This is a genomic window from Variovorax terrae, assembly GCF_022809125.1.
GTDB lineage: Bacteria > Pseudomonadota > Gammaproteobacteria > Burkholderiales > Burkholderiaceae_C > Variovorax_A > Variovorax_A terrae.
This window is the reverse complement of the sequence record NZ_JALGBI010000001.1, coordinates 2302474-2321252: the sequence shown is the minus strand read 5'-3', so window position 1 is coordinate 2321252 and position 18779 is coordinate 2302474. Positions and strand designations below refer to the sequence as shown.

The following is an 18779-nucleotide window of genomic DNA, read 5'->3' as shown; positions in this document are numbered from 1 at the left end:
GCTTCAGGATGGTTCAGACGATGTCGAGGTTGTGCACCGAAAACTGCCCGCTGCGGCGGTCCGAGAAGTAGCACGCCAGCGTTTCCTTGACGGTCTTGAAGGCGATCTCGTCCCAGGGAATTTCGGCCTCGGTGAACAGGCGGGCCTCGATGGTCTCGTGTCCCGGCTTGAAATGCTCGCTGAGCAGCCGGGCACGGTAGAACAGGTGGACCTGGCCCACGCGCGCCACGTTCATCACGCTGAACAGGGCTTCCATTTCGAACTGGGCGCCGGCTTCTTCGTCGGTTTCGCGCGCGGCGCCCTGCGCGGTGGTCTCGCCAAGCTCCATGAAGCCGGCGGGCAGCGTCCATTTGCCCCAGCGCGGCTCGATGTTGCGCTTGCACAGGAGCACGCGATCGCCCAGATGCGGGACGGTGCCGACGACGTTGAGCGGGTTCTCGTAGTGGATGGTGGCGCAGGCCGGACAGACGGCGCGTTCCCGGGTGTCCCCATCGTCCGGAATGCGGTAGACGACGGCCGTGCCGCAGTTCTTGCAGTGCTTGATGGGGCTGCGAAACATCATCGTGCGAGTGTACGGGGAAAATTTTGGCCTCCCGCGTGCGGAGCCTGCCGCGAGGGACACGGGCGCCAAGGAAAAAGGGCTCCGGGGAGCCCTTTCTCAAGTGGCGCCTGCGAAAGGCTCAGGCCTTGGCCGTCTTGGTGTGCTTGTCGATCAGTGCGCGGGCGGTTTCAAGCAGCTTGTAGCCGTCGTAGCCGCGTTTCTTGAGGTCTTCCACCCATTCGATCTCGACGAAGCGCGAGGTGCGCCGGAACTGCTGCGCCTCGGCGGCATTGATCGTGAAGATGGTGTTGTTGCGCTCGCTGGCGGACTTGCGGCCTACCGGGTCGTTGCCCTGCTGTGTCTTGCCCAGCCAGGCCGAGGTGGCCATGCCGGAATTGTTGTCGATGACCTTCTTCAGGTCCGGCGGCAGCGAGTTGTACTTGGCCTTGTTCATCGCCATCACGAAGGTGGTGGTGTAGAGGCAGCCGCCGGCCGGGTCGAATTCGGCATGGTACTTGGTGAGTTCATGCACCTTGACCGAGGGCACGACTTCCCAGGGGATGACGCAGCCATTGATCGTGCCCTTGGACAGTGCATCGGGAATGCCCGGCAGCGGCATGCCCACCGGCGTGGCGCCCAGGAAGCCCAGCATCTTGGTGACTTGGCGGGTCGGGGCGCGCAGCTTCAGGCCCTTGATGTCGGCCACCGAATGCACGGGCTTGTCGGACGTGTGGATGACGCCCGGGCCGTGGACCTGCAGCGCCAGTACCTGAACGTCCTTGAACTCGTCCGCGGCCACGGTCTGGCAATACTCCCAGTAGGCCTTGGAGGTGGCCTCGGCATTGGTCATCATGAACGGCAGCTCGAACACCTCCACGCGCGGGAAGCGCCCGGCGGTGTTGCCCGGCAAGGTCCAGACCACGTCCACCACGCCGTCCTTGGCCTGGTCGTAGAGCTGCACCGGCGTGCCGCCCAGCTGCATGGCGGGATAGCCCTCGAACTTGATGCGGCCGTTCGATTCCTTCTCGACCTTCTCCATCCAGGGCTTGTGCATGGACAGCCACACATTGGACTGCGGCGCCATGAACGTGTGGAACTTGAGCGTGACGGTCTGCTGGGCCAGCCCGGTCAGCGCGGGCGCGCCCAGGGCCGCAGCGGCGCCGGACTGAAGAAGGGTACGTCGTTGAATCATCCTGGGGCTCCTTGAATGCGATGCAAGTAACTTAACGGAGGCGGCGTCCGCGGGCCACGGTGAATGCCCTAATTCAGGTACTGCACCAGCCAGAGGGAGATGCCCGGGAAGAACAGCAGCAGCAGCGTGCGCAGCGTGTCGCTGACGAGGAAGGGCATCACGCCGCGGTAGCTCTCGGCAATGGGAACGTCCTTGGCCATGCCGTTGACCACATAGACATTCAGGCCCACCGGAGGGGCGAGCAGGCCGAACTCCACCACCATCAGCACCATGATGCCGAACCAGATGGCGACCGATTCCTTGGGCATGCCGAAGTCCAGACCCATGACCATGGGGAAGAAGATCGGGATGGTCAGCAGGATCATGCTCAGCTCGTCCATCACCGCGCCCAGCACCACGTAGAACAGCAGAATGGCCGCTACCACCATGAGCGGCGACAGGCCCCAGCTGCCGACCAGCGCGGCCAGCTGGTTGGGAACCTGGGTCAGGGCCAGCGCGGAGTTCATCAGGTCGGCGCCGATGAAGATCAGGAAGATCATGGCCGAGCTCTCGGCCGTGGCATAGAAGCACTGCTTGAACTTGGCCCAGGTGATCTCGCGCTTGAGCAGGGCCGCCACGAAGGTGGAGGCCGCGCCGACGGCGGCGCCCTCGGTCGGCGTGAAGAAGCCGCCGTAGATGCCGCCAAACACCAGCAAGAAGATCGCGACGATGGGCGCGATGCCCTTGAGCCCGCTCAGCGTGAGCCGGGCGCTTTCCTTGTCCACTTCGGGCGCCTGGCCCGGCACCATGCGCACGTAGACCGCGATGGCCGCCATGTAGCCGAACATCGCGATGATGCCCGGGATCATTGCCGCGGCGAACAGCTTGGCCAGGTTCTGCTCGGTCAGGATGGCATAGATCACGAGCGGCACCGACGGCGGGATCAGGATGCCGAGTGTGCCCGCGGCAGCCAGCGTGCCGGTGGCCAGCCGCCCGGAATAGCCGTGGCGCTTCATCTCGGGCAGGGCCACGCCGGTGATGGTGGCGGCCGTGGCCACGGACGAGCCGCAGATGGCGCCGAACGCTGCGCAGGCCAGCACGGCCGCCATCGCGAGGCCGCCTTTGAAGCGGCCCATCACCCCGGCGGCGAATTCGAACAGCGCCTTGCTGATGCCGCCCTGCGTGGCAAAGTGGCCCATCAGGATGAACAGCGGGATGACCGACAGGTCGTAGCTGGCAAAGCGCGCGAAGGCCTGGTTGTTCAGGAAGTTGGCAAAGGGTGCCCAGCCCGTTTGCACCACGTAGCCTGCCGCACCGGCGACGAACATGGCAATCGAGATCGGGACGCGGATCGCCATGAAGGCCAGCATCAGGCCGAAGATGAGCAGGGTCAGCGTGAGGGCGCTCATGCATCCTCCCCGGCATCACCGAAGCCGAACAGGGTCTGCGACAGGGCGATGACCGCCGTCAGCGTGAACGCCGGCACCATGGACAGGTAGATGATCCACTCGGGAAAGCCCAGCATCATCGTGCCCGACTGCGTGTTGTAGGCGTTCAGCCCGCCCAGCGTGGTGCGCCATGACAGCAGCGCGAAGGTGAGGGCCAGCAGCAGCGCCCCGAATTTGTCGAGCCAGGCGTTGGTGCGCTCGCTGGCCCGGGCGGTGAAGAAGTCCACGATGATGTTGCCGCGCCGCACCTGGCACCAGGGCATGAACAGCGCGATGGCCGCGCCGGTGGCGACGCCGGTGAGTTCGAAATCCCCCACCAGGGTGGCGCCCGTGGTGTTGCGGCCGATCAGGCTCGCGCAGGTCATGAAGGTGATGATCGTCAGCAGCACGCCGGCGAGAATGGCGCACAGCTTGGCCAGGTTTTCCAGCAATTTCAACGGGGCCTCCGGTAGTTCTTCTGTCACGGATGGCGCGGCCCGCGGCGACATCATCCGCGGACCCGCTGTCCATCCGGAAACGTGGCGGCGCGGCGCGACGGCCGGATTATCCAGGCGACCGCCGCGCGGGGCTACAGGGTTTGTATGAGGAGGCGCGTCGCTCAGACGACCTTGATCGTCAGCGTCCCCAGGCCCGCCACGCCGCCGGCCAGGGTGTCGCCCTGCACCACGGCGGCCACGCCTTCGGGCGTGCCCGAATAGATCAGGTCGCCGGGCTGCAGGTCCCAGGCGGCCGACAGGTGCTCGATGGTCTCGCCGATGTTCCAGATCAGCTTGGACACGTTGCTGCGCTGGCGGTCCTGGCCGTTGACCTGCACATAGATCTCGGCATTCGCCACGTCGCCGGCCTGCGCCACGGGCGTGATCGGGCCGATCGGCGCGGAATGGTCGAATCCCTTGCCGATGCACCAGGGCCGGCCCTGCTTCTTCATGTCGTTCTGCAGGTCGCGGCGCGTCATGTCCAGGCCCACGGCATAGCCGAAGATGTGCTTGTGGGCATCCGCGGCCTTGATGTTCCTGCCGCCGGTGCCGATGGCCACCACGAGCTCGATTTCGTGGTGGAAATTCTTGGTGAGGCTGGGGTAGGGCAGATCACCGGTCTGGCCGGCATCCACCACCACCAGCGCGTCGGCCGGCTTCATGAAGAAGAAGGGCGGCTCGCGGCCGGTGAAGCCCATCTCCTTGGCGTGTTCCTCGTAGTTGCGGCCCACGCAGTAGATGCGGTGCACCGGAAAGCGCGCAGCGCTGCCGGTGACGGGCACGGACACCGTGGCGGGGGGATTGAAAACGTAGCTCATGTGATCCTTTCTTCTTGGTGAATGCCCAGGGCCTGATGCACCGGGCGGTCGGAGTAGCTGAACAGCACGCAGCCGCGCCCGGAGGCGAAGCGCGAAGTGTGCCATGAGGGAATCACGAAATGGTCGCGCGGCCCGAACGAGAACGTGGTCCGTTCGCCGGCGTGCTCGACCTCGACCGTGCCCTCGCCCTCCACCACGCTGAACACCGCGCCATCGGTCTGGCGGTAGGGCTTGCCGCTGAAGCCGGCCGGCAGCCGCTGCATGAAGGTGGCCATGGTCGGCATCGGCGAGCCGCCCGTGAGCGGGTTGAGGTAGCGCAGCTTGACGCCGTCCCAGTCGTCGACCGGCGCGTCGCGCTCCAGGGTGTGCAGCGCCTCGCGGCTGCGTTCGTAGGGGTAGCTGAAGATCGGCGAGGTGGTGCCGAAGGGCGCGTCGTGCCGCACCGGCGCCATGTTGTGGCCATAGCGCGCAAAGCTCGTGCCTTCGCGCTTCGACACGGCCTGCGAGGCCTGGGCATCGTTCTGGGCGAAGCCGGCATCGAAGAAGCGGATCATCGGAATGTCCAGCCCGTCCAGCCAGACCACCGGCTCGCTGGCGTCCGAGCCGTGGTCGTGCCAGGTCCAGCTCGGGGTGATGATGAAGTCGCCCGGCCGCATGGTGGTGCGCTCGCCGTCCACCGCCGTGTAGGCGCCCGTGCCTTCGACGATGAAGCGCAGCGCGCTCTGGGTGTGGCGATGGCTGGGCGCCACTTCGCCGGGCAGGATCAGCTGCAGGCCGGCATAGAGCGACTGGGTGATGGCCGATTGCCCGCGCAGCGCCGGGTTCTCGAGGATCAGCACGCGGCGCACCGCCTCCTCGGCCGTGATGGCCTCGCCCGCGCGCATCAGGAAGGGCCGGACCTGCTCATATTTCCATAGCGCAGGAACGCAGGGGGACGCGGGCCTGGGCGGTACCAGGGCATGCAAAACCTCCCACAGCGGCGTCAGGTGGAGCGGCGACATGTCGCGGTACAGCTGCTGGCGTTGTTCAGCGCTGGCCAGGGCCGTAGCGGATTGCGGTGCGTTCATGCTGTCTCCTTTCGAGTGGCCCGTGCCGAGGGCTACCAGGTCTGGCCGAGGTAGGCACCCTCGGCCGTGAGCCGCTGCTGCAGCGCGGCGATGTTTACGTCCGCTGCCGCCTGGCCCGAGGCCAGCGCCAGGCCCGCCGCCGTGCCAGCCGCTTGCCCCATCACGAAGCAGGCGCCCGTCACGCGCGCGGCGGATTGCGCCTCGTGCGTCATCGAGGCGCAGCGCCCGGCCACCCAGACGTTGTCCAGTGTCACAGGAGCCCCCACGCGCTTCGCGCTGCCCCCAGAGGGGGCGTCGCCGGCTTGAGGCGGCTCGGCGCCGGCGAGCGGCACGATCATGCGGTAGGGCAGGTGGTTGAAGCCGCGGCTTTCGGGAATCTGCGGCCAGCGAAACTCGACGTCGCCTTTCTGGTGCAGCTCCAGCGGCCAGCCGTTGACGCCGATGGTGTCGTCGAAACTCGCGCAGCCCAGCACATCGGGCTCGGTCAGCAGGTACTGGCCCAGCACGCGGCGGGTTTCGCGGATGCCGACCTGCGGCGCGATGTCCACGATGTAGGACTGCTCGAAGCCCGGCACCTCTTTCAGGAAGCCGGCTACGCTGGCAATCTGCCGGCGTCCCAGGATCTCCGCATCGCTGAGCTCCTGGGCGTCCACGCCGTTCATCGCATTGCCCTGGGCGTTGGCAAGTTGCGTGAGGTTGACGCGCCACTCGATCGGGTTCTTCTGCGGCCGCACGATCGGCGTCTTGCGCGGGAACTGGTAGCGCCCGGCGGCCTCGGCGTCCAGCATCAGGCGCGGGATCAGGCCCCAGTCGTGGCCCGCGCGCTGCGGGTCGATGCCATTCAGGCGGAACATGGTCGAGGGGTAGAGCATGTTGCCCTGGCCGTCGCCCAGCTCATAGGGCGCGCCGGCCCAGGCGGCGAGGTCGCCGTCGCCCGAGGCGTCGATGAAGCTGCGGCCGAGCACGGCGCCGCGCCCGGACTTGGTTTCCACCAGCAGGGCCTGCACCCGGCCCGGCGCCGCCATCACCACGCCAGCGGCGAGCGCGTGGAACAGGATCTTGACGCCTGCGGACAGCAGCAGCTCGTCCGCCGCGATCTTGTAGGCTGCCGTGTCGTAGGCCTGGGCCGAGGTCTTGCCGAACACCGTGTGCGGCGCATTGAGGCCGCCATGGTGGTCGATGCGCGCCAGCAGGTCGGCGGCCACGCCGTGCACCACCTGGCGGATCTCGCCGTGCACGTTGGCATGCAGGCCGCAGAAGTTGGTCACGCCGGCGGCCGTGCCCATGCCGCCGAGAAAGCCATAGCGTTCGACCAGCAGGGTGGCGTGCCCGGTGCGCGCGGCCGCCACGGCGGCGGCGATGCCGGCCGGGCCGCCGCCGAGCACCACCACGTCGTACTCGCCGAGGACGGGCGTCTGGCGGCTGGGTTCGGTCAGGGTTCTTTGCATGGGGTTCAATGTCAACGGGTAAACAGGTTCTGGGGGTCGATGCCCTTGTACATCCACTGCAGCCCGGCGAAGCCCGCGGATTCGGCGCCGGACTGGAACATCTGGTTGCGCAGTTCGCGCTGCACACCGGCTGCATGATAGATGTCGCCGTAGAAGCGCGCCGTGAGCTGCACGCGCCCGGTGCGCAGGTAGCGCGCCTGCTGGTAGCGCTGGAACGCCTGCAGCACGTCGCCCTGCGTGAAGCGCAGCGCCTCGCGCAGCACCACGGCGTCCTCGATCGCCTGGCCGGCGCCCTGCGCCAGGTACTGCAGCATCGGGTGGGCGGCGTCGCCCAGCAGCGTGACGCGGCGGTCGGTCCAGTTCTTGACCGGCTCGCGGTCGCACAGCACCCACATCTTCCAGGTCTCGATCTTGCCCAGCAGCTCCTTGACCTGGGGCACGGCGTCGGCGAAGCGCTGGTTGAGCTCGGCCGTGTCGCCGAAGGTGTTCCAGCCCTCGTCGTACTTGTTGCTGTGGAACACGGCCACCAGGTTGAACAGCTCGCCGCGGCGCAGCGGGTAGTGCACCAGGTGCGTCTTCTCGCCGCCCCACAGCAGCACGTCGTCGTTCCACAGGTGGGCCGGCACGTCTTCCTTCTTGAGCACCGCGCGGTAGGCGATGTGGCCCGAGACGCGCGGCTTGCCATCGCCCACCACGGCCTCGCGGATGCGGCTCCACAGGCCGTCGGCGCCGATCAGGGCCGCGCCCTCGACCACGCCGCCCTCGGCCAGGCGCGCGCGCACGCCGCCCACCGTCTGCTCGAAGGACTCGACCTTGGCGCTGGTGCGCAGCGTGATCTGGGGCAGCGCCTGGCAGGCTTCGAGAAACACCTGGTGCAGGTCGGCCCGGTAGATCAGGCCATAGGGGAAGCCGTAGGCCGCGCGGGCCACGTCGCCCAGCGGCACGCGCACCACCTTCTCGCCAGTGCGCACGTCGCTCATGCCGAGGCCGGGCGGGAAGTAGGCCACGCGGTTGATGGCGTCGGTGAGGCCCAGGTAGTCGAACATGCGGAAGATGTTGGGCCCGAGCTGGATGCCGGCGCCGATTTCGCCGAAGGCCGTAGACTGCTCCAGCACGGTCACGGGGTGGCCGTCCTGCGCCAGCACATAGGCCGCGGCCAGGCCGCCGATGCCGCCGCCGGCGACCAGGAAGGGGAGCGCCTGTGTCATGGAACGTGTCTCCAGATTTTGGGGGGTCGCGAAAATAATAAGTATACATAGTGATTTGCGCCATGCAAGCCCCTTTTCGGGCAAAACACTGGGTAAACTCGTTCGGTATGGCAACCAGCTTCGACTTTCAGCATGCGCCGGGCCACCTGATCCGCCGGGCGCACCAGCGATCGGTGGCGATCTTCATGGAGGAGACGGCCGACTATGGCGTCACGCCGGTGCAGTTCGCGATCCTCAATGCGCTGATGGACACGCCGGGCGAGGACCAGGTCACGCTGGCGGGCCAGGTGGCGTTCGATGCGGCGACCTCCGGCTCGGTGATCGGGCGGCTCGAAGCCAAGGGATGGGTGCGGCGCGAGCCTGACGCGCAGGACAAGCGGCGCAAGCTGCTGTGGGTCACGCCCGAGGGCGAGCAGGCCGTGGTGCGCATGAAGCGCATCGTGGGCAAGGTGCAGAACCGCATCGTGGGCCCGCTCGACGCCGCCGAGCGCGAGCAGCTCTTGGCGCTGCTGCACAAGCTGGTCGAAGCCGACGGCTGAGGCGGCCGGCGCGCCTGCCGCAAGCCGTGTAGGACGGCGCCGGCCCGGGGTGTCGGAGGTTGACCTTTTGTCACTTTTTCACTGTTCCGCGGGCCGGGAATGGTGTTCAATGCAAGCCCGAACATCATGAATCAAGGAGAGCGGACATGACGAAGAACTCACCTCTGGCGCGTTCCCTGCTGCTGACCAGCCTGGTGGCGGCACTGGCCCTGGCCGGCTGCGCCAACATGAGCGAGACGCAGAAGGGCACGGCCATCGGCGCCGGCGTGGGCACGCTGGCGGGCGTGGCCATCGGCGACAGCAAGACCGGGGCCGCGATCGGCGCCGCCGCGGGCGCCCTGGGCGGCTACATCTGGTCCAAGCACATGGCCGACAAGAAGGCCGCCATGGAGCAGGCCACGGCCGGCACTGGCGTGGCCGTGACGCAGACGCCGGACAACCAGCTCAAGCTCAACATCCCGAGCGACGTGTCGTTCGACACCGGCCGCGCCGACATCAAGCCCAACCTGCGCCCGATCCTCGACCAGTTCGCCTCGGGCCTGAGCAGCCAGCCCAACACCGAGGTGCGCATCATCGGCCACACCGACAGCACCGGCACCGATGCGATCAACGATCCGCTGTCGATGCAGCGCGCGGCCAGCACGCGCGACTACCTGACGGCGCGCGGCGTCGATCCGAACCGCGTGCAGATCTCCGGCCGGGGCAGCCACGAGCCGGTGGCCGACAACGGCACCGAGGCCGGCCGGGCCAGAAACCGCCGCGTGGAGATCTTCCTGGCCGAGCGCGCGGTGGCGCAAGGCCGCTGACGCGCCAGGGCGTTGCGCCGGCAGCAAAAAGGACAGGCGGGGCCTGTCCTTTTTTCGTTGGGGCGCTTGGCTCTGAAAACGCTGGCTCAGTCCGAGCGGGCCAGCAGGCTGAAGTGCTCGACCACCGGCGGCGCCGCGAAGAACGGCCCGACGATGGCGCGCCACTCGGGGAACAGCGGCCCCTGACGGAAGGCCACGGTGTGGTCTTCCAGCGTGTCCCAGAAGATCTGCAGGATGTAGCGCTCGGGCGACTCCAGCCCCTTGTTGACCTTGAAGCCGCGAAAGCCCTGGGCCCGGCTGATGACGGTGGTCAGGCCGCGCTGGATGGCTTCGTCGAAGGCGGCCTGCTGGCCGGGCTGGATGCGGATGTCGGCGAGTTCGAGGATCATGGCAAATGCTTTCCTGTTGGATCAGTGCTGGTTGGGCGGCAAGTCTACCGTCAGCCCGTCCAGCGCGTCGGTGAGCTGGATCTGGCAGCTCAGCCGGCTGCCCGGCCGGCAGGGCGCGGCGGTGAACTCCAGCATGCCGCGTTCGTCGCCGTCGGGCGGCGGCAGTTGCGCCGCATGCGGCTCGCGCACATACACGTGGCAGGTGGCGCAGGTCAGCAGGCCGCCGCAGTCGGCCTCGATGCCCGCAATGTTGGCCGCCACCGCCGCCTGCATCAAACTTTGCCCGGTTTGGCATTGAATTGTGGCCGATGTCCTTGTCGGGTGGTCATCGGGCGCTATGAAATTGATAGTAATCATCAGAAGCGGCCGAAGTATTCGCGGCGCTGGAAATCGAGCTTGTCCTCGGCCTGGGCGTAGCGCGACGCCTCGGACTGCTTGATGCGCGAAAAGTAGTGCACGAAGTCGGCGCCGAAGGACTCGACCAGCGCGCGGTCGTCCTGCAGCGCCTGCAGGGCCTCGTCCAGCGAGGTGGGCAGCAGGGCGTTGCCCGCGTCGTAGGGCGCGTCGGTGGCGCGTGGCGGCTGCAGCCGGCGCTCCAGGCCGTCCAGGCCCGCGTGGATCTGCGCGGCCAGGTACAGGTAGGGGTTGGCGGCGGGTTCGCCGATGCGGTTCTCGATGCGCGTGCCCGCGTCGCCGCATTCACCCACCACGCGCAGCATGGCGCCGCGGTTGTCGCGGCCCCAGAGCACGGCCTGCGGCGCCAGCGCGTTGGGGCGGAAGCGGCCGAAGCCGTTGGCCGTGGGGGTGCAGAACACCGCCATGCCGCGCGCGTGTTCGAGCAGCCCGGCCAGGTAATGCGCGCCGGCGGCCGACAGCGTGAACCCGGCCTCGTCGGGCTGGCTGCCGGGCGCCGGGGCGTCGCGCCTGAACATGTTGGCGCCGCTGCGCGCATCCACCAGCGACTGGTGCAGGTGCCAGCCGCTGGACATGATGTTGGGAAAGGGCGGGCGGCACATGAAGGTGGCGTGGTAGCCCGCGCGCCGCAGCGCCTGGCGCACGGCGCTGCGGAACAGCACCATGTTGTCGGCCGCGGTCAGCGCGTCGGTGGCGTCGAACACGGCCTCGACCTGGCTCGGGCCGAGCTCGATCTCCAGCGAATGCAGCGGCAGGCCCAGCGACTGCGCGGTGTGCTGAACGATGCGCAGCGGCTCCTCGGCCATGTCGTACCAGCCCTCGGCCAGCAGGTTGTAGCCCGGGTGGATCATGCTCACCTGCGGCGGCAGGCCGGGCCAGTCCGCCTGCTCGGGATCGAGCTGGCCGCCGCCGGCTTCGATGCGGTAGATGTGGAACTCGACCTCAAGCCCGCACTTCATGCCGTAGCCGGCCTGCGCCAGCCGCTGCAGCGCGCGCTGCAGCACGCGCCGCGTGTCCAGCTCGACCGGCTGGCCGCCCTGGAACCAGGGCTGGCAGCGCAGCCAGCCGGTGGCGGGTGCCCAGGGCAGCCGCTTCAGGCTCGCCGGGTCGGCCAGCAGCAGCAGGTTGCTGGCGAACTCGAAGCCCGGCAGCCCGGCCGCGCCGCCGCGCTCGAACACCTTGAAGGCCGTGCGGTCGGAGGTGTCCTTGAGCATCAGCGTGCTCACCAGGCCCACGCCGTCGAGCAGGGCCTGCGCGGCGGCCGAGGCCACCAGCGTCTTGCCGCGCGTGACGCCATGCAGGTCGCACCAGGCAAAGCGCACCAGCTCCAGGCCCTGGGCCTCGATCTGCTGCACGGCCTGCGCCAGCGCCTGCTGGCGCGCGGCATCGTGGAGGCCGCAGCGTTCGGCGAAGCTGCTCATGCCGGCTGTTCGGAGGAGGGTTGCGCGGCGGGGGCGGCCCAGGGGGCGTTTGCCTGCTTGGCCTGCACCTGCTCGCGCCACCAGGTGGACCAGGTGCCCGCGGGTGCGATGCCATCCACCGTGCCGGGGCCGGCCATGGCCGCGGCCTGCGCGGGATCGGCCACGCCCGGCGCCACGCCGCCGGCCTGCACGGTCTCGATCGCCTTGAGCAGCAGGCGGCGGTTCGCCATGATGACCTTGTCGCTGGTGCCCAGGTGCTCGCGCGCGCGGTCCTGGATCGCGCCCATGCTCTCCACCGCCCACTGGTCGTGCACGTTGATGTCTTCCTCGCCCATGCCGAGGTAGGTCTGGGTGAGCTGCTCCTCGGGGTTGAAGCCCCAGGCGTTGTGGCGGCCCGACTTCGGCACGTAGTCGGGCAGGCTGATGAACTGCTGGCGCTGCGCGCGCATGGCTTCCTTGTCGAGCGGGCCGGCGAAGCTGGTGAAGAACGAATACCAGTAGGTGTGGGTGTCGTCCACCGGCACGTGCATCTGGGTGATGGTGAGGGTTTCCGACAGCGGGATCACGAAGGTGGCCGGAAAGATGGCGTTGGTCACGCGCACATGGGTCAGCGCCTCGGTCATGGGGCGCAGCGCGGTGACCTGCAGGCCCCAGGGCGTGGGTTCGTGGCTGATCTCGGGCTGGCAGAACTCGCGCATGATCCGCGTCATCGGCCAGGGCTCGCCGCCCACGGCGCCCGCGCTGGCGCTGCGGAACTGCTTGCCCGCGGCGTTGGAGCCGATGGCCTCCAGCGCCTCGTCCTGCAGGAAGCGGTGCAGGAACGAGGGGTGCGCCGGGTCGATGCCGACCTCGAAGGCCTGCAGCCAGTTGGCGTTCCACAGGCCCTTGAAGGCGAAGCTGTGTGTGGCCGGCGCCACGAAGCAGTCGAAGGCGGGGAAGGGCGGCGGCACCGAGCCCTCGTCGCCGAGCCAGGCGAACAGCACGCCGCTTTTCTCCAGCACCGGGTAGCTGCGCTGGCGCACGCGTTCGCACAGCTTGCTGCCGGCGGGCTCGGCCGGGGTGTCGAGGCAGCGTCCGTCGGCCGCGAACTTCCAGCCATGGAACGGGCAGCGCAGGCCGTCGGCCTCGCGCCGGCCGAACGAGAGGTCGGCGCCGCGGTGCGGGCAGTCGCGGTCGAGCAGGCCCCACTGGTCTTGGCCGTCCTTGAACAGCACGAGGTCCTGCCCGAGCAGGCGCACGGCCTTCACGGGGCGCTGCGCCATGCGCGGGTCGAGCCGCGGGTTGAACTCGTCCACCAGCGCCACCGGCTGCCAGTAGCGGCGCATCAGTGCGCCGCACGGCGTGCCGGGGCCGATGCGGGTGATCAGCTCGTTCTGCTCTGCTTTCATCGGGGACTCCAGAAAGGAAAGGGGTTTGAAAAATGGTATACCGAAATTTAAATTCAGTGTACAGTTGACGGCATGAATCTGCAAGAGACCGTTTTGATGCAGCTGCGCGACCTGATCCTGCGCGGCAAGTTCGAGCCCGGCCAGCGCCTGGCCGAGCAGCAGCTCGCCGAGCGCCTGGGCGCCTCGCGCACGCCCGTGCGCGCGGCGCTGGTGACACTGGAGCAGGAAGGGCTGGTCGAGGCCAACGACACCGGCAAGTACCTGGTGCGCCAGTACACGCCGCGCGAGGTGGCCGACGCGATCGCGGTGCGCGGCCACCTGGAGGGCATGGCGGCGCGGCTGGTGGCCGAGCACGGCGTCTCGCGCCAGCTCCAGCTCGACCTGCAGTCCTGCCTGGACGCGGGCGACCGCGCGCTGGCGGCCGACCCGCTGACCTACGAAAGCTATGCGGCCTATGCCGCGATGAACGATCGCTTCCATGCGCTGATCCTCGAAGCCAGCGGCAACCGCGCGCTGCAGCGCGCCATCGCGCTCAACGACAAGCTGCCGTTCGCGCCCGCCTCGGCCATGCTGCCGATGCAGGGCAGCCTGGCGATGGACCGCGACTGGATGCTCTACGCGCACCGCCAGCACCACATGCTGTTCGCCGCGCTCAAGGCCGGCGAGGGCGCGCGCGCGCAGGCGCTGGCGGTGGAGCACACCGAGGTCGCGCAGATGAACCTGCGCCAGGCGCTGGAGCGCCGCGCCGAGACCGAGCGCGTGATGCCGGCGATCCGGCTGGTGGTGGGCGGCTAAAGCCCGCCAGCGCTGCCGGGCGCCGCCATCCGGTTTATCCTCGGCCCCATGAAGCTCTACAACTATTTCCGCTCCTCGGCCTCGTTCCGCGTGCGCATCGCGCTGGCGCTCAAGGGCCTGCCCTACGACTACATCCCGGTCCATCTGGTGAAGGGCGAGCATCAGTCCGAGGCCTACCGCCAGGTGTCGCCGACCACCCTGGTGCCGACCTTCGAGACCGATGCCGGCGAGCACCTCACGCAGTCCATGGCGATCATCGAGTACCTCGACGAAACCCATCCCGAGCCCGCGCTGCTGCCCCAGGACCCGATGGCGCGCGCCCAGGTGCGCTCGCTGGCCCAGCTCGTGGCCTGCGAGATCCACCCGCTGAACAACCTGCGCGTGCTCAAGTACCTCGTGAAGGAGCTCAAGCTCGACGACGAGGCCAAGAACACCTGGTACCGCCACTGGTGCCGCGACGGCCTGGAGGCGTTCGAGCGCCAGCTCGTGCAGTTCCCGCCCTCGACCTACTGCTGGGGCGAGACGCCCACGCTGGCCGACTGCTGCCTGGTGCCGCAGATCTTCAATGCCCGGCGCTTCAACACCAGCTTCGACGGCCTGCCGCGCACCCTGGCCGTGTTCGACGCCTGCATGCAGCACGAGGCTTTCCAGAAAGCCCAGCCGTCGAGCTGCCCCGACAACGAACCCTGAGCGAACGTGCATCCCGACTGGCTGATCCCCGACTGGCCCGTGCCGGACCGGGTGCGCGCGGTCTGTACCACGCGCTCCGGCGGGCAGTCAGCGCCGCCCTACGACCGCCTGAACCTCGGCGACCACGTGGGCGATGCCCCGGCGGCCGTGGCCGCCAACCGCGCCGTGCTGGCGCAGGCGCTGAGCGTGCGGCCGGTCTTCCTGCAGCAGGTGCATGGCGCGCAGGTGGTGGCGCTCGGCGCGGCCACGGCCGACGGCACCACGGCCGACGGCTGCCTCACCACGCAGCGCGGCGTGGCCTGCACGATCATGGTGGCGGACTGCCTGCCGGTGCTGTTCGCCGATGCGCAAGGGCGGGCAGTGGCCGCGGCGCACGCCGGCTGGCGCGGGCTGGCCGGCAGCGGCGGGCGGGGCGTGCTGGAGACGATTCATGAGCGTTTTTGCGCGGAGGTCCAGGCGCAGCGGTCCTCAGATGCTATTGAAACGATAGCATGGCTGGGGCCGTGCATCGGGCCGCAGGCGTTCGAGGTGGGGCCCGAGGTGAAGGCCGCGTTCGAGGCGCACGACCCCGGGGCCGCCGCGTGCTTCCAGGCGCACGCCGGGGGCAAGTGGCTGGCCGACCTGCCGGGCCTGGCGCGCCGGCGCCTGCAGGCGCTGGGCATCACGCAGATCCACGGCAACGACGGCAGCCGCGCGTGGTGCACCGTCAGCAACCCGTCACGGTTCTTTTCGCACCGGCGCGACCGGGTCAGCGGGCGCTTCGCCGCCTGTGTCTGGCTGCAGGGGTAGGGCCGGCGCGCTGGCGTCGGCTGCGGCAGGCGCGGCCGCCGCATCGCCTACGGTGGGTGCCTGCGCCTGTTGGCGCGCCCACTCCGCCGCCTCCCGCGCCTTGAGTGCCTTGCGGCGCGCCGGTGAGCCCATCAGGTAAACCACCAAGGCGACAGGGCCGAGCCCATAGAGTACAAAGGTGATCAGGCCACCGAGCACGGTGCCGGTGCTGTTGGTGGCTTCGGCCACCCCCATCATGAGGGCGACATACAACCAGGCGATAACAATGAGGTACATCAGTCAGGCGCAGCGCGCAAGGATTGCAAAATTGTTGCAGTGCAACATAAAAACCAGGATACTAGGGTTTCCCCGAAAAAATACAGAGCATGAGGAGACATCATGAATTCTGAAGCAGACTGGGCCAAGGCCGCCCAGCAGTTTCAACAGTTGTTCGGCGACCAGTGGAACACGGCCTTGCAATCCCTCCAGGAGCTGGCGCCCGGCGCGGCCGCCAACGGCTTCGCGGGCCAGGCCCAGCCCCTGAATTTTTCCGCCTCGAAACTGCAGGCCTTGCAGCAGCAATACCTGCAGGGCGCCACCGACCTGTGGAACCAGGGCTTGCAGGCCAACCCGGTGAGCGCCGACCGGCGCTTTGCCGGCGACGCCTGGAGCCGCAACCCCGTGGCCGCATTTTCCGCGGCCTCCTACCTGCTCAACGCGCGCACCCTGATGGGGCTGGCCGATGCGGTGCAGGCCGACGAGAAGACGCGGGCGCGCATCCGCTTTGCGGTGGACCAGTGGATGGCCGCCACGGCGCCCAGCAACTACCTCGCGTTCAACGCCGAGGCGCAGAAGAAGGCGGTCGAGACCCAGGGCGAGAGCATCGCCAAGGGCCTGCAGAACCTGCTGCACGACCTGCGCCAGGGCCATGTCTCGCAGACCGACGAAAGCGTGTTCGAGGTCGGCCGCAACGTGGCCACCACCGAAGGCGCCGTGGTGTTCGAGAACGAGCTGTTCCAGCTGCTCGAATACAAGCCGCTGACGGCCAAGGTCCACGAGCGGCCGCTGCTGCTCATTCCGCCGTGCATCAACAAGTTCTACATCCTCGACCTGCAGCCCGGCAATTCGCTGATCCGCTACGCCGTGGCGCAGGGGCACCGCACCTTCGTGGTGAGCTGGCGCAACCCCGACGAGTCGCTGGCCCAGACCACCTGGGACGACTACATCGAGAAGGCGGCCCTGCGCGCCATCGAGGTGGTGCGCGAGATCACGGGCCAGGACAAGCCGGGCGGCCAGATCAATGCCCTGGGCTTCTGCGTGGGCGGCACCATCCTCGGCACGGCGCTGGCCGTGCTGGCGGCGCGCGGTGAAAAGCCCGTGGCCTCGGCCACCTTCCTCACCACGTTCCTCGATTTCAGCGACACCGGCATCCTCGACGTGTTCATCGACGAGGCCTTCGTCAAGTTCCGCGAGATGCAGTTCTCCAAGGGCGGCCTGCTCAAGGGGCAGGAGCTGGCCTCTACCTTCAGCTTCCTGCGCCCGAACGACCTGGTCTGGAACTACGTGGTGGGCAACTACCTCAAGGGCGAAACGCCGCCGCCGTTCGACCTGCTGTACTGGAACAGCGACTCCACCAACCTGCCGGGGCCGATGTATGCCTGGTACCTGCGCAGCACCTACTTCGAGAACCAGCTGGTCAAGCCGGGCGCCGCCCAGGTGTGCGGCGAGAAGATCGACCTGGGCAAGGTCGACCTGCCGGTCTACCTCTACGGCTCGCGCGAGGACCACATCGTGCCCATCGGCGGCGCATACGCCTCCACCCAGCACCTGCCGGGCCGCAAGCGCTTCGTGATGGGGGCCTCGGGCCACATCGCCGGCGTCATCAACCCGCCCGCGGCCGGCAAGCGCAGCCACTGGCTGCGCAGCGACGGCAAGTTTCCCAAGACCCAGGCCGAATGGCTGGCCGGCGCGCAAGAGCATCCCGGCAGCTGGTGGACCGACTGGTCGGACTGGCTGAAAGGCCACGCCGGCAAACAGGTGGCGGCCCCCAAGGCCTACGGCAAGGGCCGCCACAAGGCGATCGAGCCCGCGCCCGGCCGCTATGTGAAGGCCAAGGCCTGACATGGCGCCACGGCACGGCGGCCACTGACCCTTTTCAAGCATCAATGCACAGGAGAAATCACATGGAAGACATCGTCATCGTTTCCGCCGCACGCACCGCCGTCGGCAAATTTGGCGGCGCGCTCGCCAAGACCCCGGCCACCGAGCTGGGCGCGGCCGTCGTGGCCGAGGTGCTCAAGCGCAGCGGGCTGGACGCCGGCCAGATCGGCGAAGTCATCATGGGCCAGGTGCTGGCGGCCGGCGCCGGCCAGAACCCGGCGCGCCAGGCACTCATCAAGAGCGGCCTGCACAAGGAAACCCCGGCCCTGACCATCAACGCCGTTTGCGGCTCCGGCCTCAAGGCCGTGATGCTGGCGGCGCAGGCCGTGGCCACGGGCGACAGCGACATCATCATCGCCGGCGGCCAGGAGAACATGAGCGCCAGCCCGCACGTGCTGCTGGGTTCGCGCGACGGCCAGCGCATGGGCGACTGGAAGATGATCGACTCCATGATCATTGACGGCCTGTGGGACGTCTACAACCAGTACCACATGGGCGTCACGGCCGAGAACGTGGCCAAGAAATACGGCATCAGCCGCGAGCAGCAGGACGCGCTGGCCCTGGCCAGCCAGCAGAAGGCCGCCGCCGCGCAGGACGCGGGCCGCTTCAAGGACGAGATCGTGCCCTTCAGCATCGCGCAGAAGAAGGGCGACCCGGTCGTCTTCGCGGCCGACGAGTTCATCAACCGCAAGACCAATGCCGAAGCCCTGGCCGGCCTGCGCCCCGCCTTCGACAAGGCCGGCGGCGTGACCGCGGGCAATGCCTCGGGCATCAACGACGGCGCCGCCGCCGTGATGGTGATGAGCGCGAAGAAGGCCGCAGCCCTGGGCCTCAAGCCGCTGGGCCGCATCGCCAGCTACGCCACCTCGGGGCTGGATCCGGCCTACATGGGCATGGGCCCGGTGCCCGCGTCCACCAAGGCGCTGCAGCGCGCGGGCTGGAAGGCGGCTGACCTCGACCTGCTGGAGATCAACGAGGCCTTTGCGGCCCAGGCCTGCGCCGTCAACAACGAGATGGGCTGGGACACCAGCAAGGTCAACGTCAACGGCGGCGCCATCGCCATCGGTCACCCGATTGGTGCATCGGGCTGCCGCATTCTGGTGACGCTGCTGCACGAAATGCAGCGCCGCGACAGCAAGCGCGGCATCGCTTCGCTGTGCATCGGCGGTGGCATGGGAGTTGCCCTAACCATCGAGCGCTGATTTCCGGCCGACAATGGTCTGGAGATGTGC

20 protein-coding genes are annotated in these 18779 nt (G+C 68.4%); 7 read left to right on the top strand and 13 right to left on the bottom strand.

Going from position 1 to position 18779, the window contains the following annotated elements:
- Nucleotides 1–13: 13 nt before the first annotated feature.
- From MMF98_RS10905 to MMF98_RS10870, 8 genes are all read right to left on the bottom strand, one after another.
- Entirely contained in the window at nucleotides 14–562 is a 549-nt protein-coding gene (locus tag MMF98_RS10905) for an NUDIX hydrolase (RefSeq protein ID WP_243306295.1), read from the bottom strand.
- Nucleotides 563–680: 118 nt separating this feature from the next.
- Nucleotides 681–1733, bottom strand: coding sequence for a TRAP transporter substrate-binding protein (locus MMF98_RS10900; protein WP_243306294.1), 1053 nt, complete (start codon nucleotides 1731–1733; stop codon nucleotides 681–683).
- 68 nt (nucleotides 1734–1801) lie between these two features.
- Nucleotides 1802–3121 (bottom strand): TRAP transporter large permease, encoded by a 1320-nt coding sequence (locus MMF98_RS10895; RefSeq protein ID WP_243306293.1) that lies wholly within the window; start codon nucleotides 3119–3121, stop codon nucleotides 1802–1804.
- On the bottom strand, nucleotides 3118–3597 hold the full coding sequence (locus tag MMF98_RS10890; protein WP_243306292.1) for a TRAP transporter small permease: 480 nt from the start codon (nucleotides 3595–3597) through the stop codon (nucleotides 3118–3120). The genes MMF98_RS10895 and MMF98_RS10890 overlap by 4 nt, the downstream gene beginning before the upstream one ends.
- Before the next feature lie 161 nt (nucleotides 3598–3758).
- Nucleotides 3759–4454, bottom strand: coding sequence for a fumarylacetoacetate hydrolase family protein (locus MMF98_RS10885; RefSeq protein WP_243306291.1), 696 nt, complete (start codon nucleotides 4452–4454; stop codon nucleotides 3759–3761).
- Nucleotides 4451–5521, bottom strand: coding sequence for a gentisate 1,2-dioxygenase (gene gtdA, locus MMF98_RS10880; protein WP_279343561.1), 1071 nt, complete (start codon nucleotides 5519–5521; stop codon nucleotides 4451–4453). The genes MMF98_RS10885 and gtdA overlap by 4 nt, the downstream gene beginning before the upstream one ends.
- Nucleotides 5522–5553: 32 nt before the next feature.
- On the bottom strand, nucleotides 5554–6969 hold the full coding sequence (locus tag MMF98_RS10875) for an FAD-dependent oxidoreductase (protein ID WP_243306290.1): 1416 nt from the start codon (nucleotides 6967–6969) through the stop codon (nucleotides 5554–5556).
- 11 nt (nucleotides 6970–6980) lie between these two features.
- Nucleotides 6981–8177, bottom strand: coding sequence for a 3-hydroxybenzoate 6-monooxygenase (locus tag MMF98_RS10870; RefSeq protein WP_243306289.1), 1197 nt, complete (start codon nucleotides 8175–8177; stop codon nucleotides 6981–6983).
- A 107-nt stretch (nucleotides 8178–8284) separates the two neighbouring features.
- Here MMF98_RS10870 and MMF98_RS10865 point away from each other — a divergent pair, with 107 nt between their 5' ends.
- The gene (locus MMF98_RS10865) at nucleotides 8285–8716 is read left to right on the top strand and encodes a MarR family winged helix-turn-helix transcriptional regulator (RefSeq protein ID WP_243306288.1); all 432 of its coding nucleotides are present in this window, start codon (nucleotides 8285–8287) and stop codon (nucleotides 8714–8716) included.
- 146 nt (nucleotides 8717–8862) lie between these two features.
- A complete protein-coding gene (locus MMF98_RS10860) occupies nucleotides 8863–9522 on the top strand; it encodes a YiaD family glycine zipper/OmpA-like lipoprotein (protein ID WP_243306287.1) in 660 nt (219 codons plus the stop codon).
- Between the two features lie 86 nt (nucleotides 9523–9608).
- Here the strand turns inward: MMF98_RS10860 and MMF98_RS10855 are convergent, their stop codons facing one another.
- From MMF98_RS10855 to MMF98_RS10840, 4 genes are read right to left on the bottom strand one after another with little or no spacing between them, the layout of a single operon-like run.
- Nucleotides 9609–9911 carry an antibiotic biosynthesis monooxygenase family protein gene (locus tag MMF98_RS10855; RefSeq protein ID WP_243306286.1) on the bottom strand — a complete coding sequence of 101 codons (303 nt, stop codon included), beginning with the start codon at nucleotides 9909–9911 and terminating at the stop codon, nucleotides 9609–9611.
- Nucleotides 9912–9932: 21 nt separating this feature from the next.
- Nucleotides 9933–10268, bottom strand: a complete 336-nt coding sequence (locus MMF98_RS10850; RefSeq protein ID WP_279343560.1) for a 2Fe-2S iron-sulfur cluster-binding protein — start codon at nucleotides 10266–10268, stop codon at nucleotides 9933–9935.
- Nucleotides 10268–11746 (bottom strand): glutamine synthetase family protein, encoded by a 1479-nt coding sequence (locus MMF98_RS10845; protein ID WP_243306284.1) that lies wholly within the window; start codon nucleotides 11744–11746, stop codon nucleotides 10268–10270. Before MMF98_RS10845 ends, MMF98_RS10850 begins: the two co-directional genes overlap by 1 nt.
- A complete protein-coding gene (locus tag MMF98_RS10840) occupies nucleotides 11743–13134 on the bottom strand; it encodes an aromatic ring-hydroxylating dioxygenase subunit alpha (protein ID WP_243306283.1) in 1392 nt (463 codons plus the stop codon). Before MMF98_RS10840 ends, MMF98_RS10845 begins: the two co-directional genes overlap by 4 nt.
- Nucleotides 13135–13206: 72 nt before the next feature.
- On the opposite strand from MMF98_RS10840, the gene MMF98_RS10835 reads away from it, so the two are divergent.
- The 3 genes from MMF98_RS10835 to pgeF are packed head-to-tail and all read left to right on the top strand — an operon-like array spanning nucleotide 13207 to nucleotide 15408.
- On the top strand, nucleotides 13207–13929 hold the full coding sequence (locus MMF98_RS10835) for a GntR family transcriptional regulator (protein WP_243306282.1): 723 nt from the start codon (nucleotides 13207–13209) through the stop codon (nucleotides 13927–13929).
- A gap of 48 nt (nucleotides 13930–13977) precedes the next feature.
- The gene (gene maiA, locus MMF98_RS10830) at nucleotides 13978–14619 is read left to right on the top strand and encodes a maleylacetoacetate isomerase (RefSeq protein ID WP_243306281.1); all 642 of its coding nucleotides are present in this window, start codon (nucleotides 13978–13980) and stop codon (nucleotides 14617–14619) included.
- A 6-nt stretch (nucleotides 14620–14625) separates the two neighbouring features.
- On the top strand, nucleotides 14626–15408 hold the full coding sequence (pgeF, locus tag MMF98_RS10825; RefSeq protein WP_243306280.1) for a peptidoglycan editing factor PgeF: 783 nt from the start codon (nucleotides 14626–14628) through the stop codon (nucleotides 15406–15408).
- Here pgeF and MMF98_RS10820 read toward each other — a convergent pair.
- Entirely contained in the window at nucleotides 15337–15684 is a 348-nt protein-coding gene (locus MMF98_RS10820; protein WP_243306279.1) for a hypothetical protein, read from the bottom strand. The two genes, pgeF and MMF98_RS10820, sit on opposite strands and share 72 nt — an antisense overlap.
- Before the next feature lie 102 nt (nucleotides 15685–15786).
- Here MMF98_RS10820 and MMF98_RS10815 point away from each other — a divergent pair, with 102 nt between their 5' ends.
- Together MMF98_RS10815 and MMF98_RS10810 are read left to right on the top strand one after the other, a co-directional pair.
- Entirely contained in the window at nucleotides 15787–17508 is a 1722-nt protein-coding gene (locus MMF98_RS10815) for a PHA/PHB synthase family protein (RefSeq protein ID WP_243306278.1), read from the top strand.
- A gap of 62 nt (nucleotides 17509–17570) precedes the next feature.
- The gene (locus tag MMF98_RS10810) at nucleotides 17571–18749 is read left to right on the top strand and encodes an acetyl-CoA C-acetyltransferase (protein WP_243306277.1); all 1179 of its coding nucleotides are present in this window, start codon (nucleotides 17571–17573) and stop codon (nucleotides 18747–18749) included.
- Nucleotides 18750–18779 lie beyond the last annotated feature (30 nt).